The organism is Paenibacillus alvei DSM 29 (genome assembly GCF_000293805.1).
GTDB classification, from domain to species: Bacteria; Bacillota; Bacilli; order Paenibacillales; family Paenibacillaceae; genus Paenibacillus_B; species Paenibacillus_B alvei.
Genome location: NZ_AMBZ01000010.1, coordinates 86,456 through 101,847, shown reverse-complemented (window position 1 = coordinate 101,847; position 15,392 = coordinate 86,456). Strand labels below are relative to the sequence as shown.

Sequence of the window (15,392 nt, the reverse complement as noted above, 5' to 3'; positions counted from 1 at the left end):
TCTTACAATGTCGTAATAATGTTGCAAGTTGTCTGTCCAGTCAGGCTTTAGGTTCACTTCAAAAACAGCTATACTACAGGAGAGGAAGTTTTCAATTTCATAAATGCCGTTTCGTTTGTAAATGCAATTTTTTGCAGACATCGTGCGGCATCCACGTAACTGTTAATGAACAGCAGCACAGATATGCTTATTTTTTCAAGGAGGGCTCGTAGTTGTCATTTACGAATATTCGCGACTTTGTCGACACACTGAAGCGTGAGAATGACCTAGTCGTTATTGAAACGGAAGTAGATCCGTATTTGGAAATAGCAGAAATTCATCGGCGCGTCATAGAAGAGGCTGGCCCTGCGCTCTTGTTCACGAATGTGAAGGGCAGCCCATTTGCAGTGACGACGAACCTGTTCGGTACGATGCGCCGGGTAGATATGGCTTTCGGAACGCGTCCAGAACAATTCGCCAATAAGTGCGTAGAAGCCGTAAACCGTCTTATGCCCCCGTCTCCGAAAAAGTTGTGGGAAGAGCGCTCAACGGTTAAGGAGCTGTTCAGCCTGATGAAGGTCGGCATGAAGAATGTATCTGCCTCCCAAGCTCCGATTATGGCAGTGAAGCGTACGGACAAGCCGATGCACGGTTTGCCGGCCTTAACGAGCTGGCAGCTGGATGGCGGACCGTTCATCACGCTTCCGCTTGTATATACGGAACATCCGGTTCTGAAGAGCGCCGATCACAATCTCGGCATGTATCGCATCCAAATTTATGATGACCAGACTACTGGCGTGCACTGGCAGATTCAAAAGGGCGGCGGCTTCCATCATCATGAGGCAGAGCTGCGCAATGAAGCGCTTCCGGTATCCGTTATAGTCGGCGGCCCGCCGGCTCTTATTGCGGCAGCAATTGCGCCATTGCCTGAGAAGCTGCCTGAGCTGTTAATGGCATCCTTCGTTATGGGTGAACGACTTCCAGTTGTGGACAGCGGTTTCGAAGGACATCGTATCCCAGCGGAAGCAGAATTTGTTATCCAAGGCTATGTTCCACCGCATGAACGCCGCATGGAGGGGCCATTTGGCGACCATTACGGCTATTACTCGTGGGCACATGAATTTCCATTCTTAAATGTGAAACACATGTATCACCGTAAAAATGCAATTTACCCGGCTACAATCGTTGGCAAGCCGCGTCAAGAAGATTATTACCTAGGCGAGTACCTAGTCAGATTGTTGTCGCCGGCGTTCCCGATGGTCATGCCAACGGTGCGCAAGGTACATCCATATCCAGAAACAGGCGTTCACTCGCTGGCGGCAGCTGTCGTTCGGGAGAGCTACTCTCGCGAAGCGCTACTATCAGGCTTCCGCATTCTTGGCGAGGGCCAGCTCAGCTTGACGAAGTTCTTGATGCTGACCGATCAGCCGGTCGATTTGGAGAACTTTGCAGAGCTTACAGAAGCGGTTCTGGAGCGTTTCAAGCCAGAAACGGATTTGTACGTCATTAATAATACGTCCCATGACACACTTGACTATACGGGGCATAAGCTGAATCATGGCAGCAAGGGCATCATGCTTGGGGTTGGTGAAGTCGTTCGTGAATTGCCTGGCTCGTACGAAGAAGGCCCGATCGACGAAATTAACGACGTGGCTGTATTTTGCCGCGGCTGCTTGACGATGTCCGGCGCTTCGTATGAAGCAGAGCCGCAACTGGCGGAACGACTGCTTCAGCGTCTCGCTGCACAAGAGACGAAATGGCCGCTCGTCTTCCTTGTTGACGATGCTCAGGTGGCAAATACTCAATTGTCATTCTTGTGGACAGTGTTTACGCGATTTTAACCCCGCATCTGATATATACGCGGCAATGGAAGTCCGTAATCACCATCTCTCATATAAATTGCCAATCGTTATCGATGCCCGCATGAAGCCGGGGTATCCAGATGAACTATTCCCGCGTGAGGATATTGTGGAATTGGTCGACCGTCGTTGGAAAGACTATTTCCCAAACGGAATTAAGCGGGGGTGAATTCCATGCTGCGCAGCTTGTTCGGGGAGCCGCCCCGTGTTGACAGTGGAATGTTGAAGGATACCATGGCAGAGATGGACAATTATTTGGAAGCCGTACACAGTCAGATGGAAGGTACAGGCGATCCTGATCACTTCTGGCGCAAGGTGGAAGTGTGGACGGTCGGAATTAAGACCTCCTTAGACGAATTGGAGCAAAGCGTATACGCATCTGACAAATTTGCCGATCGGGTATCGAAGCATTATGAAGCAGAGATGACGCAAGCCGAACAGGACGATTATTACCGGTATGTCTATTTTTATAAAAATGGGTTTATTCGCGTATTTTCGATTTTGGACAAGCTTGGAATGCTTCTGAATAATGTTCTTGCACTGGAAACGGAGAAGGTGAAGCATCATTTCTCTTATTTTACGGTGCTCCGCCAATTGCGCTTCAAGGGGCAGCATCCTGAGTTGGAGCATGCTCTCACGGCTCTGAAGGAGGGGCATGGGGATGCGCTTCAGCGGTTGCGCAAGCGGCGCAATATGGAGATTCATCATATGAACCCAGAAATGCAAGATGATTTATGGCAGCGTCATCGCAGTTTGAATGGCAAGATTCAGCTGGAGGACATTCAGGCGAACGTAGCTGATTTGCAGCATGGCCTGGAGATGGTGTGTGGGGCACTGACCCTTGTATTTCGGTTGCTTCCCGTTAAGTAATGGAATTGAAAAGGGAATAAAAGTTAATTGACAACTTTCACCTGCTGCTATATACTCAATTTAATTTCATAACTGTGTTCTTATCAAGAGTGGCGGAGGGACAGGCCCTGCGAAGCCCGGCAACCGATCTTGCAACCCGGATGTATAACAATGTTATACGATTGCAAGATGTCAATGGTGCTAATTCCTTCAGAACATGATGTTCTGGCAGATAAGAAAGGGAGAGTCGATTTTCCATCTGGTTTCTTTACAGAATACCGAGTATCCGCCCCCTTTTGGCATCTGCCAAGAGGGGGCTTTTTGCATAGCAGGCCAAACCGCTTCTGATACATTCACCAAGAAGAAAGTTAAGCAAAATGGTATATTCGGCCACAGTTCATGAGAGGATACAGCAGACGAATAGATATAGGAGATTGCAATTGCCCTCTTACCTATTCAAGAATTGCAAGCATGGAGGAAGGTGACGATTCGTTGATTCGTTTGGAACATATAAGCAAGCGATATGATTCGCGCGGCAAGGCACAAGGCCTGTTGGCGCTGGATGATGTAAGCCTGACTGTTGAAGCAGGCGAAATCTATGGTATTATTGGGCACTCAGGTGCAGGTAAGAGTACGCTGCTCCGCAGCATTAACCTGCTGGAAAGACCTACAACTGGCCTAGTTGAGGTCGATGGAGTTGACTTGACGAAGCTGTCGAAGTCCGCACTTCAGCAGCAGCGTCGCAAGGTTGGGATGATTTTCCAGCATTTTAATCTGCTTAGTTCAGCGACGGTATATGACAATATTGCCTTCCCGATGCGCTTGGCGGGAAAAGCCAAGGGGAAAGTGGAAGAAAAGGTGAATGAGCTAATCCGGCTTGTTGGGCTCGAGGAGCACAAGAACAAATACCCGTCCCAGTTGTCCGGGGGGCAAAAGCAGCGCGTAGGCATTGCACGTGCGCTAGCGAATGATCCGAAGGTACTGCTCTGTGATGAAGCTACGTCGGCGCTTGATCCGCAGACGACCAATGCAATCTTGGATTTGCTTCTGGATATTAACCGCAAATTCGGGATTACAATTGTGCTGATCACTCACGAAATGCATGTCATACAGGCAATATGCGACAAGGTTGCAGTCATCCATGGCGGTAAGATTGCAGAGGAAGGCAAGGTTGTAGACGTATTCTTGAAGCCTCAGCATGCCGTCACGAGAGAGTTCATTCTTGAAGAGCGCAGCGATGCAGATATTCAGCCTTGGGCTGCCTTCAAAAGTCAGGCTGCGGCTCATTCCCGTGTTGTTAAAATCAACTACCTTGGCGATGTTACGTATGAACCGGTACTGCACCGTATTCTAACGGAAGCGGGAGTCAGCTTCGCAATACTGCAAGGGACGATTTCTCGCATGAAGGATATTCCATACGGGCAGTTGGTCGTTCGCCTAGACGGCGACACGGATGCTGTGGAGCAATCGCTGCAATCTTTGCGGGCACAAGGTCTTGAAGTGGAGGTGATCGCGTAATGAAGCTCGATTTCTCTACTGTCAATTGGAGCGATGTGTCCTCCGCAACCGGACAGACGCTGCAAATGATGCTCTTCTCTGTTTTGTTCACGTTTCTCATCGGCCTGCCGCTTGGCGTGCTCCTGTATTTAACAGGCCGCACGAAGAGTGTTGGTGGAAAGCTGGTATACAGTGTACTGTCGTTCATTGTAAATGTGCTGCGCTCGGTGCCGTTCGTTATTCTCATGATTGCTATCATACCGATTACGCGTATTATTGTAGGCACATCTATCGGCGTAGAAGGAACCATTCCTCCGCTTGTTATCGCGGCTGCACCGTTCTTCGCACGGCTAGTTGAGACTTCGCTTCGCGAGGTCGACCGCGGCGTGATTGAAGCGGCTCAGGCAATGGGTGCATCTACATGGCAAATTGTATGCAGAGTTCTGCTGCCAGAAGCAATGCCGGGCTTGATTGCAGGAACAACGATTACTGCGGTAACACTTGTATCGTATACGGCAATGTCAGGTCTCATCGGCGGCGGTGGTCTCGGTGATCTCGCGATTCGCTATGGATACCATCGTTATGAATTCGAAATGATGATTGTTGCTATCATCATTATGATTGTGCTCGTGCAAGTGCTGCAATGGATCGGTGATGCGTTCGTTCGCCGCTTTACGAGAAAATAATAAAAAATTATTGTGCTGAGGCGGTCATTTTGTGGTCGCCGACAGCACAAAGTATGATATAATCCAAGTAATACAATTGGAATTATCGGGAGTGTTCATCATTTTTAGGCGGGATGACATGATAAATTGCATCTCAATACCTAATACTTAATGGAAGCATGCTCTTGGGAGCTTCAACTTACACCAAATATATAATCAAAACGGGGATTTTGGAAGGAGTAGTGAATCACATGAAAAAGTGGACTTTTGTATTGACGCTTATTACGCTCGTAGCGGTGCTCGCTGCTTGCGGCAACAAGAATACTGGCGATAACACGAACGCTTCTGGTGAGGCAGGCAAGTCTGGCACGGAGAAAGTGAAGCTTGTCGTAGGCGCAACGCCGGTACCTCATGCGGAAATTTTGAATCATATTAAGCCAAAGCTGGCTGAACAAGGAATTGATCTGGAAATTCAGGAGTTTACGGATTATGTACAGCCTAACGTACAGGTGCATGAGAAGCAGCTTGATGCGAACTTCTTCCAGCATAAGCCGTACATGGACAATGAAGTGAAATCAAAGGGATATAATTTGGTGAGTGTTGGCAATGTTCACGTAGAACCATTCGGCGCTTATTCCAAAAAGATTAAATCGGTTAGCGAAATTGCAGATGGCGCAACGGTATCGATTCCGAACGACGCAACAAATGGCGGGCGTGCGCTGCTGTTGCTGGAGAAGCAAGGACTTATCAAGCTGAAAGATGGCGTAGGTCTTGAAGCGACAGTGAACGATATTGCGGAAAACCCAAAAATCTGAAGTTTAAAGAGTTGGAAGCTGCAATGCTGCCGCGTACGCTTGATGAAGTAGACTTTGCGCTTGTTAATACGAACTATGCATTGCAAGCGAATTTGAATCCTACGAAGGATGCGTTGTTCATTGAAGATAAAGATTCCCCATACGCGAACATCCTGACTTCTCGCGATGACAACAAGGATAGCGACGCAATGAAAAAATTGCTTGCTGCTTTGCAGTCCGATGATGTGAAGAAATTTATCGAAGACAAGTACAAAGGTGCAATCGTCCCTGCCTTCTAATGATGGCGCGTCGATTCAGTAATCCATGAACAAATGCCCTGAAAGTAAGCTGCCTTTTGAGAAAGGTGGTTCTTTCAGGGCTTTTTTATTTCACTCTGATAGATGGGAAGCGTCGTATTTCTGATTCCTGTAAGGAAGCTTCGGTCCGTTCCTAACGCAAAGTTGTTCTGTTAAGACAAATGACTTATACTGAACGTGGAAGTTCTTTGAAGCGCTCAGAAGGAGGATTATGACGTGGAACAGCAGCGTAAAATTGCTCTTATTACGGGGAGCGCCAAAGGCCTCGGGAAGATGACAGCTATGGCATTGGCCGAAGCCGGGCATAATATTGTTCTGAATTACGTACATAGTGAGACAGAGGCTGAAGCACTGCGTCACCAGCTTGAGGAAACAGGAATACGCTGTATTGCCATTCGTGCTGATATATCCAAGCCGGAGGAAGTCAAGCGGCTCGTTCAGGAAATGAATGAGCGCATAGGTCCAGCTGATATTGTGGTGAACAATGCAGGGCCTTTCATTAGGGAGCGGCGATTGTTCGCCGAATATTCGGAAAAAGAAATCATGTATTTATTGAATGGAAATCTAAGCGGTGTCATTTTGCTTGATCATTTGTTACTTGGATCGATGAGGGAAAAAGGCTGGGGGCGCATCATCCATTATGGTTTTGGTCATGCCTCCGAAGCTCGCTCTTGGCCGCATAGGGCCGTGTATGCTGCTGCTAAAGTGGGGTTAGTGTCTTTCACGAAGACATTGGCCGTAGAGGAAGCGCAAAATGGCATTACGGTAAATATGATTTGCCCAGGCGACATTCGGGGCGACAACAAGGAGCGGAAGATCGAAGAAGTGCTTCATTTGACAGATGAGGAAACGCCGCGCGGCCGTCCTGGCAGCGGGGAAGATGTAACGCGAGTTATTCGGTTCCTATGTGAGGATGCATCGGACTTTGTTACAGGCAATATTATTAATGTCTCAGGTGGACTCGACCCGATTCGTACAACGATAAGCTCGAAATCTTAATGCTGCATGTACGCCCCGTTGGCTGACTGGCACAGCGCATGCTGTGCTCGGTTGGAACGAGGGCGTTTTCATATTCTGAGGAGACTATGCTCCAGCGATTTTAGCGTGGTGGGTGGTAGATAGACATGAGTTGGCTGACAAAGCAATTGGCGCAAGAAATCGTCACGCGGACGATGCAGGTTATTGGCTACAATGTAAATGTGATGGATGAGCGCGGACGCATTATTGGTTCAGGCGATCCATCTCGTATGAACCAGAAGCATGAAGGGGCACTCATTGCCATAGAGCGCAAGGGCCGGTTCGAAATCGACGAAGAGAGCGCACGCAATCTTCATGGTGTTATGCCAGGGACGAATCTCGTTATTCAATTTCGCGGCGAGGTTGTTGGTGTGATCGGGATTACCGGCGATCCAGCGGAAGTGACAAAGTATGGGGAGCTCGTCAAGATGACGGCCGAGATGTATTTGGAGCAGGCAGATTTATTAGAGAAGGCGCGTTGGGACAAGCGGATGAAGGAGGATTTTCTGCTATCGGTCATTCATGCGGAGCAAGGGGATCAGGCTATGCTTCGCCTGCAGGCGGAACGGATTGGATTGAAGCCGGACAAGCCGCGTGTCGCTTGTATTCTGGAGCTTACAGATGAACAAGATGCGGATTCTGTACCGACACTGCGGAGAGTTGTTGAGCTGTTAGAGGGCCGCCCAACTATTGAGCTTATCGCCATACGCAATACACGGCAAATTGTTCTTTTCAAGCCGCATCTTCATCCGCGCAAGCCGAATATGGATATATGCGAAGGCATTCGGCACATTCGGCAACTGCTGGAAGAGAGGCAGATTGCTCCGCTAAGAATAGCTGTAGGCAAAGCTTATTCAGGGATTGACGGTCTTATAGCCTCTTATCGATCTGCCCAAGATACAATGCGGGCAGGGCAGGCGATCCTGCCAGAGCAGACCGTATATTATAGCGATGATATGCCTAATGAAACTGTACTGGCAAATGTGAGTCACAGCTGGATTACGGATGAGTTGGAACAGATGTGGGAGAAATTTATACAGGAGGATCGAAGCGGGGAGCTGCGGCAGACGCTGCAGGTGTACTTCGTGGAAAGTGGAGAGCAGCAGCGGATCGCACAGCGTCTGGCAATTCACCGCAATACGCTTCGATATCGTCTTCAGCGGATTGCTGATGTGACCGGCAAGGATCCGAAGAGCTATCGCGACCTATTTACCTTAATGACCGCCGGATGGCTTTACGAGATGAGACCCAGCCGCGAAGTCCAGCGCCCTGAGCATTAAGGAGGTAGTTTTCTCAAGTGGTACCTCTACTCCTAAGGAGTCGATCGCAGATCGTTGGATTGTGCATTTGAACAAAAACCGACTTTATAAAGCGCTTTATTTCATGTCAATGCATGATGAAGCGCTTTCATTTTAGAAGTAAAGTAAAAGTACAACAACGAAACACTGCATCTTCAAGGAGGATGGGGACTATGACAGTTACGGTATCTGTACTTGGCGCACTGGCGGCTTTGGCGGTTGCTATCGTGCTTATTTTGCGGAAAGTCCCGCCGGCGTACGGCATGATGATTGGTGCACTGGTGGGGGGCGTAGTCGGAGGAATTGGTTTGGTGGATTCCGTTACGCTGATGATGGATGGGGCGAAGACGATGATTCCGGCGGTGCTGCGGATTTTAGCAGCAGGTATTCTGGCCGGAGTATTGATTGAATCCGGCGGTGCAAAGACCATTGCGGAAACCTTGGTGCGCAAGGTAGGCGAGACTCGCGCCTTGTTCGCACTAGCCTTTGCAACGATGGTATTGACGGCGGTAGGCGTATTTATTGATGTGGCGGTTATTACGGTAGCTCCGATCGCTCTTGCAATTGCACAGCGTGCAGATTTGTCCCGCATGGCGATATTGCTGGCGATGATTGGGGGCGGCAAGGCCGGCAACATTATGTCGCCGAACCCGAATGCGATTTCGGCGGCAGATGCTTTCCATGTGCCGTTGACTTCCATAATGGCAGCTGGTATTATCCCAGCCTTGATTGGTTTGTTCGTCACCTATTGGATTGCGAAGAAGTTGACGAATAAAGGGACTAAAATCGCATTGGCTGATCAGGTCGAAGAAAGCAAGGAGCAGCTTCCTAGCTTCTTAGCCGCGATGATGGCTCCAATTACCGCAATTGCGCTGCTGGCTTTGCGTCCGATAGCAGGGATTGTCATTGACCCGATTATCGCGCTTCCGGTCGGAGGCTTGGTAGGAGCGCTCTGTATGGGACGTCTCAAGCATATTAATCGATATGCGACTTCCGGTCTTGGCAAAATGACAGGTGTTGCTGTTATGCTCATCGGTACAGGGACACTTGCTGGCATTATTTCCAATTCGCAGCTTAAGGATGTCATTATTGACGGCTTAACGGCTTCTGGCTTGCCAGCATATTTGCTCGCACCAATCAGCGGCGCCTTGATGTCTTTAGCAACAGCTTCCACAACAGCAGGTACTGCTGTAGCCAGCTCGGTATTCGGATCGACCATTATGGAGCTTGGTGTTGCTTCCTTAGGGGCAGCAGCAATGATACATGCAGGGGCAACCGTATTCGACCATATGCCGCACGGAAGCTTCTTCCATGCTACCGGTGGCAGCGTAAATATGGCGATGAAGGAACGTCTTCGTCTTATCCCATATGAAACGCTAATCGGTCTTGTGCTCGCCATTGTATCAACGCTTGTATTCGGTGTCTTCGGCTGGTTCCTGTAAGCAGCGTACGGCATCCAATTGAATGGTAATAGCGAATGATAGAAATAACGGAGAAGTTCACTAGATCGTGAATAGGCTCTAATTAAGATATAGACAGATAGATGGACGTATTCGTCCAGGCAAAAAGTCAGATTGCATGGATAGGAGTGGATCAGCATGAAAATTGTAATTGCTCCAGACTCGTTTAAAGAAAGCTTGTCCGCATGGGAGGCATGCCAGGCGATTGGCCGTGGCTTGGAACGAGTATTCCCAGAAGCGGAACTGGTACATGTGCCGATGGCTGATGGCGGAGAAGGAACGGTACAGTCATTAGTCGACGCGACAGGTGGTCGAATTGTACGAACGACAGTGACTGGGCCGCTTGGAACACCAGTGGAAGGATTCTATGGCGTTCTCGGTGATGGCAAGTCAGCGGTCATTGAGATGGCAGCGGCGTCGGGACTGGCTCTTGTACCGCCAGAACAACGGAATCCGCTTGTAACGACGACGCGAGGAATGGGAGAACTGATTCTTTCTGCACTGAACGAGGGAGTAGAGACCATTATTCTTGGACTTGGCGGCAGCGCTACAAATGATGGTGGAGCTGGTATGGCGCAGGCGCTTGGGATACGGTTAATGACTGAAGACGGTACGGAAATCGGGTATGGCGGCGGTGAGCTTAGCCGTATCGCGCATATCGAAATGAGTGGTGTGGATCCACGGCTCGCAAGGGTAAAATTCATTGCAGCCTGTGACGTTGACAATCCGCTTGTCGGAGAACGCGGAGCCTCGGCTGTATTTGGCCCACAGAAGGGGGCGACAGCGGACATGGTGAAGCAGCTTGATGCGAACCTAGCTCACTATGCGTCGCAGGTGCTGGCAGACGTAGGCTGTGATGTGGCCCATATGCCTGGCGCTGGTGCTGCAGGTGGGCTTGGAGCAGGAGTTGTAGCCTTCCTGCAAGCGGAATTAAAGCGCGGAGTAGATATTGTTGTCGATGCCACTGGATTGGCGGAACACGCTGCTGGTGCGGACATGGTGATTACCGGAGAAGGCAAAATTGATGGACAGACCATCTACGGCAAGACGCCTATTGGCGTAGCTAAAGCTGCCAAGCTGCATGATATACCCGTTATCGGAATTGCAGGTACACTTGCAGCAGGATATGAATCAGTTCATGAGCATGGAATTGATATGGTATTCACGATTGTGCCAGGGGTAACAACATTAGAGGATGCCATGCAGCATGCATCGGCAAATATGGAGCGTACCGCCTATAATATTGGAATGGCATTAAAGTTCGGGAAGCTGTTGAAATCGTAGCGGTAGCTGGATGCGGAAGCGGCAATTATCGTTTTCAATTCGGATTGAAAAAAGGCTGTCGCCGGCAGAACGAACTGCTGGCGGACAGCCTTTTGTCTTAGGAAGCCGAATGATTCAATTAGAATACTTGGACGACTTCTGTAATGCCTTCTACTTCTTCCACCAAAGCGCGTTCAATACCCGCTTTCAAAGTGATTGTGGAGCTTGGGCAGCTGCCGCAAGCGCCCATCAGGCGAAGCTTAACGATGCCGTCCTCAACATCAACCAATTCGACATCGCCGCCGTCGCGCTGCAAGAACGGGCGCAGTTTATCCAACACTTCCAGCACTTCATCGTAAATGCTGCTTTGTGCATTTTCGCTCATCTATGACAACTCCTTTCATCCATGCTGATTTTATTATATTATAAAGCTATCCGAATTCAAAGGCATTACATGAAAGCGGGGGATAATGTCAATGCGACCAATCATAGAATTTTGCGTGAATAATATGCATCATGGAACAGACAAGGTCATGAAGCGCCTGGAAGGCAATCCAGAGTATGATGTGCTGGAGTATGGATGTCTAGGGAATTGCGGGGAGTGCTACATGTTTCCGTTTGCGCTCGTAAATGGCGAAATCGTGGCTGGGGAATCGGCAGATGAGTTATATGACAAGATTATGAACAAAATAGATGAAATAAAAGCATGGGAGCAGTTGGACATCGATTGATGCCGCTGCTCCCATGCTTTGTTATAGAGGAGAATCATTGCATATATTATCCGAAATGGTGCTTAGACATCCATAATACACCGCTTTTGATGACGCGAGGCACATAGCCTACAACGGCACGCTTGCCAACGACGCCGAAGCCGGATTTTTTGCCCAATGCTCCAAGGACACCCTTAAGCTTGATTTTACCTAGTTGAGGCGTTTCACCCTTCCATCTAGCTCGTATCACATCAGCGATTTGCTCGCCTTGGGCTCCAGCAGCCTGTGCACTTGGCGAGAACGGAAGGCTCGCGCAATCACCAACAACGTATACATTCGGATATTCCGGAATGTGATGGTACTCATTAATGATAACGCGACCCTGTTGATCCTTAGCAACTTGGAGTTGCTGTACAGGAATCACAGGCTGAATGCCGGCAGTCCATACCGTTACGTCAGACAAAATTTCTTCCTCGTTGTCTTCCTTCCGGTTATAGATGACCCCTTCCTCCAGATGGCTTACATTTACAAAGGAACGAAGCTCAATATGGTGCTCAAGGAACCAGCCGGAGACAAAGTGAGAGAGCTTCTCCGGGAACGCTGACAGCACGCGTGATCCCCGATCCAAAATTCGGATGTTGATATCAGGACGGCTCTCACGCAGCTCTGCTGCCATTTCAACTCCACTCAGTCCGCCGCCAACGATGCTCACCTGACCGTATGGCCGGATGTCATTAAGCAGTTGGTAGGTGCGTCTTGTGCTGGCGAGTGATTGAATGCTATTGCCGAATTGCTCGGCCCCTGGAATGCCGTGATATTTATCTGTACAACCTAGCCCTATGACCAAGTGATCGTAGACTAGTGTATCGCCATCCGTAAAATGGACGAGCTGTCCGTCCAAGTCAATAGATTGAACATTGCCATAGTGCAGATGCACGCGTGGATCGTTCGGAAAGGAAACGCGAATATCCATATCCGACACTGTTCCAGCTGCTAATGCGTAGTATTCCGTCTTGAGTCCCTGATAGGGCATGCGGTCAACTAATACAAGCTGTACATCGGAAGGCAGCTCGCCCTCCAACAACCGACTAATGATGGCCAATCCTCCGTAGCCGCCACCGAGTATGACGTATCGTTTCATCTGTTCGACTCCCCCCATGTTGCCGAATGATTAAGTATGGTAGGTGCTGTGCCGCAAGCGGCGATTACGTCGTATGGGTCCACTCATTTGTCTGGGACGCGATTCAATGAAGCCGGCTTGAAGCTCAGTCTCCAGTGAGATGAATCGTGCCAACGGTTGCTGATTCTGGGTTGTCGTATCCAATAGGGTCATGCAATACCTCTATCTCTCTATTGTGGTCCATGATTGATTACAACGAATTATTCATATATTTTTATCGGGTTGTAGAACGTATCACGCTCGATTGGCGTGCGTCCTGCACCCTTGATGAGCCATACAAGCTCGTCGCGCGTTAAGCCTTCTGGTGTAAGTGCGCCAGCCGCATGGCTGATGCGTTCCTTCACAAGCGTGCCATGCACGTCAGAAGCGCCGAACGTAAGGGCGACTTGCGTCAACTGTGTTCCGATATTGATGAAGTACGCTTTAATATGTTGAATGTTGTCCAGCATGAGACGGCTGATTGCAATTGTCTTCAAGTCCTCATAAGCGGAATTGCGCCGCTTGATGCTGGCCTTTGGACTTTTTGGCTGCATGGACAATGGGATGAAGACTTGGAAGCCATTCGTCTTATCTTGAAGTTCACGGATCGAGATCATATGGCGAACGCGATCCTCATGAGATTCAATTGCGCCATACAGCATCGTTGTATGTGTCTTCATGCCAAGCTGATGGGCGGTGCGGTGAACTTCGAGATAACGCTCAACGCCTGCTTTTTCGACGCGCATTTTCTTCCGATATTCATCAGACAGAATCTCTGCGCCCCCACCAGTCAAGGATTCAAGACCGGCATTCATCAGTTCTCTGAGCACTTCTTCAATGCTCAAGCCGCTGATGCGCGTGAAGAAATCGATTTCTGCCGCTGTGTAGGCTTTCAGCGTCACATCCGGATATTTTTCATTAAGCGCGCGGAGCGAATCTACATAATAGGAGAACGGTACATGAGGGTTGTGCCCCCCCACAATATGGAACTCACGTACGCCCGGATGAATATGCTGTTCCACATAGTCGATCATTTCTTGGCCGGACAAGGTGTAAGAGCCATCTTCCCCTTGATCTTTACGGAAGTTGCAGAAGGCGCAATGCGCTTCACATACGTTTGTGAAATATAAGGACATATTTTCAATAAAATAAACATTCTTGCCGTTCTTGCGCATATTCGCAAGATTCGCCAATTGACCCAAAGTCAACAGGTCGTCTGTTTCATACAAATAAATGCCATCTTCGAGTGTCAGGCGTTCGCCTCGTTCGACTTTGTCTGCGATTTCGGCCATACGTGGATCGGCATGACGTGTCATGACTGTAGTCATAAACAGGCCCCCTTCAGGTAGATATCATGTCATTTTCAGCACCAAAATGCTGTTATTGACAAATAAAAAACTCCGCGGCGGATAAGTTCCGTCGGAGATTGCAGTGAAACGAATCACAATAATTGATGTCAGTACCATTATACATTCGCATAAGAGGTGGGGCAATACGTCTACAGGAAGTAAAGGTGCAAATTACCAGCATTGCATGTTCTCTTGTATATGCCGAAAGGGATGGTTATACTTAGTAATACGAGGAGGGTGATTAGAATGATTACAATCAGCGATGAAGCGATTGAAAAGATAAAGGATATGATTGCACAAGAAGAAAATGAAAATTTGTTCCTGCGTATTGGTGTTCGCCCTGGCGGATGCAGCGGGTTTTCTTATGGTATGGGATTTGATGATGAGGAAACGGAGGAAGATGTGCACACGGAGATTGGCGGCATGAAGGTCGTTATCGACAAAGAGAGTGTGCCTCACCTGAGCGGACTCGTCATCGATTATAAGGAATCTGGCATGTCTGGCGGCTTCACGATCGACAACCCGAACGCGGTAGCGACATGCGGCTGCGGCTCCAGCTTCCGTACAGCTACAGATGCGGGAAAAGCAGAGAAGTGTGACGACTAGTCGAGTACTTGAACTATAATTATAGAATTGAATCGCACAGCTTGATTCGATGATCGTGATTCAGCTGATACAGAAGACCTCTTATTACGGTAGATCGTCCTCCCGTAAGAGAGGTCTTTTTTATTGCGTTTCTTACCACAAATCCTAATATTTCTAAACATACTGCAAATTATTTCAGCGAACCTTATAACGAGTAGGAGGTGATACCTATGAATGAACATTATGATGCCCACCAAGTACAGCAATCCACTCATGTGGATCGTACGACGCTGGTGTCCTATAGAGCGTATTGCTCAGAATGTCCGGGAGGATGGCAAGGAACCTGCTACAGTTCCCGTCAAGAATCAACAAGAGACGCGCAAAATCACAACAACACGTACCATGCAGGGACGACAGGGGCAACTGTCATTGAAAGCTCTGGCAGCTGCTAATGCAGCAATTGTAATTGTATCGTCGTGCAGTTGAAATCGAAGTTGGACAAATCAGTCGTCTGTCTCAATCAAAGAAGGCTGCCCTTACTCCTGATGGGGGAGCCGGTGCAGCCTTCCGCTATGCTCGGTATGTGTAAAG

14 protein-coding genes, 2 pseudogenes and 1 riboswitch are annotated in these 15,392 nt (G+C 48.9%); of the genes and pseudogenes, 13 read left to right on the top strand and 3 right to left on the bottom strand.

The genetic code is table 11. The features are described from left to right. Nucleotides 1-212 precede the first annotated feature (212 nt). The 9 genes and pseudogenes from PAV_RS26130 to PAV_RS26090 all read left to right on the top strand — a co-directional run bounded on the left by PAV_RS26130 (nucleotide 213) and on the right by PAV_RS26090 (nucleotide 11,019). A pseudogene (locus tag PAV_RS26130) lies at nucleotides 213-2,007 on the top strand (UbiD family decarboxylase). Nucleotides 2,008-2,012: 5 nt separating this feature from the next. Next, a complete protein-coding gene (locus PAV_RS26125; RefSeq protein WP_005551094.1) occupies nucleotides 2,013-2,708 on the top strand; it encodes a Cthe_2314 family HEPN domain-containing protein in 696 nt (231 codons plus the stop codon). Between the two features lie 77 nt (nucleotides 2,709-2,785). Next, nucleotides 2,786-2,926: riboswitch (SAM riboswitch) on the top strand. 253 nt (nucleotides 2,927-3,179) lie between these two features. Continuing rightward, nucleotides 3,180-4,205, top strand: a complete 1,026-nt coding sequence (locus PAV_RS26120) for a methionine ABC transporter ATP-binding protein (protein WP_040736976.1) — start codon at nucleotides 3,180-3,182, stop codon at nucleotides 4,203-4,205. Then, complete coding sequence (locus PAV_RS26115) at nucleotides 4,205-4,870, top strand: methionine ABC transporter permease (protein ID WP_005551092.1); 666 nt, start codon at nucleotides 4,205-4,207, stop codon at nucleotides 4,868-4,870. Before PAV_RS26120 ends, PAV_RS26115 begins: the two co-directional genes overlap by 1 nt. A gap of 230 nt (nucleotides 4,871-5,100) precedes the next feature. Continuing rightward, nucleotides 5,101-5,942: pseudogene (locus PAV_RS26110) on the top strand (MetQ/NlpA family ABC transporter substrate-binding protein). A gap of 234 nt (nucleotides 5,943-6,176) precedes the next feature. Further along, nucleotides 6,177-6,959 carry an SDR family oxidoreductase gene (locus PAV_RS26105; protein ID WP_005551087.1) on the top strand — a complete coding sequence of 261 codons (783 nt, stop codon included), beginning with the start codon at nucleotides 6,177-6,179 and terminating at the stop codon, nucleotides 6,957-6,959. A gap of 125 nt (nucleotides 6,960-7,084) precedes the next feature. Further along, nucleotides 7,085-8,257 carry a sugar diacid recognition domain-containing protein gene (locus tag PAV_RS26100; protein ID WP_005551086.1) on the top strand — a complete coding sequence of 391 codons (1,173 nt, stop codon included), beginning with the start codon at nucleotides 7,085-7,087 and terminating at the stop codon, nucleotides 8,255-8,257. Between the two features lie 191 nt (nucleotides 8,258-8,448). Beyond that, a complete protein-coding gene (locus tag PAV_RS26095) occupies nucleotides 8,449-9,717 on the top strand; it encodes a GntP family permease (protein ID WP_005551085.1) in 1,269 nt (422 codons plus the stop codon). A 156-nt stretch (nucleotides 9,718-9,873) separates the two neighbouring features. Further along, nucleotides 9,874-11,019, top strand: coding sequence for a glycerate kinase (locus PAV_RS26090; protein ID WP_005551083.1), 1,146 nt, complete (start codon nucleotides 9,874-9,876; stop codon nucleotides 11,017-11,019). 118 nt (nucleotides 11,020-11,137) lie between these two features. Here PAV_RS26090 and PAV_RS26085 read toward each other — a convergent pair whose 3' ends face one another. Next, the gene (locus PAV_RS26085) at nucleotides 11,138-11,383 is read right to left on the bottom strand and encodes a NifU family protein (RefSeq protein ID WP_005551082.1); all 246 of its coding nucleotides are present in this window, start codon (nucleotides 11,381-11,383) and stop codon (nucleotides 11,138-11,140) included. 91 nt (nucleotides 11,384-11,474) lie between these two features. On the opposite strand from PAV_RS26085, the gene PAV_RS26080 reads away from it, so the two are divergent. Then, entirely contained in the window at nucleotides 11,475-11,729 is a 255-nt protein-coding gene (locus tag PAV_RS26080) for a YuzB family protein (protein WP_005551081.1), read from the top strand. 46 nt (nucleotides 11,730-11,775) lie between these two features. Here the strand turns inward: PAV_RS26080 and PAV_RS26075 are convergent, their stop codons facing one another. Together PAV_RS26075 and mqnE are read right to left on the bottom strand one after the other, a co-directional pair. Next, nucleotides 11,776-12,849: an NAD(P)/FAD-dependent oxidoreductase gene (locus PAV_RS26075; RefSeq protein ID WP_005551080.1), complete on the bottom strand. Its 1,074-nt coding sequence runs from the start codon at nucleotides 12,847-12,849 to the stop codon at nucleotides 11,776-11,778. Nucleotides 12,850-13,088: 239 nt separating this feature from the next. Further along, nucleotides 13,089-14,195: an aminofutalosine synthase MqnE gene (gene mqnE, locus PAV_RS26070; protein ID WP_005551078.1), complete on the bottom strand. Its 1,107-nt coding sequence runs from the start codon at nucleotides 14,193-14,195 to the stop codon at nucleotides 13,089-13,091. A 267-nt stretch (nucleotides 14,196-14,462) separates the two neighbouring features. On the opposite strand from mqnE, the gene PAV_RS26065 reads away from it, so the two are divergent. The 3 genes from PAV_RS26065 to PAV_RS37050 all read left to right on the top strand — a co-directional run bounded on the left by PAV_RS26065 (nucleotide 14,463) and on the right by PAV_RS37050 (nucleotide 15,390). Further along, nucleotides 14,463-14,822 (top strand): HesB/IscA family protein, encoded by a 360-nt coding sequence (locus PAV_RS26065; protein ID WP_005551076.1) that lies wholly within the window; start codon nucleotides 14,463-14,465, stop codon nucleotides 14,820-14,822. 209 nt (nucleotides 14,823-15,031) lie between these two features. Next, nucleotides 15,032-15,253: a hypothetical protein gene (locus tag PAV_RS26060; protein ID WP_157267302.1), complete on the top strand. Its 222-nt coding sequence runs from the start codon at nucleotides 15,032-15,034 to the stop codon at nucleotides 15,251-15,253. Nucleotides 15,254-15,267: 14 nt separating this feature from the next. Further along, nucleotides 15,268-15,390, top strand: coding sequence for a hypothetical protein (locus PAV_RS37050; protein ID WP_268594139.1), 123 nt, complete (start codon nucleotides 15,268-15,270; stop codon nucleotides 15,388-15,390). Nucleotides 15,391-15,392 lie beyond the last annotated feature (2 nt).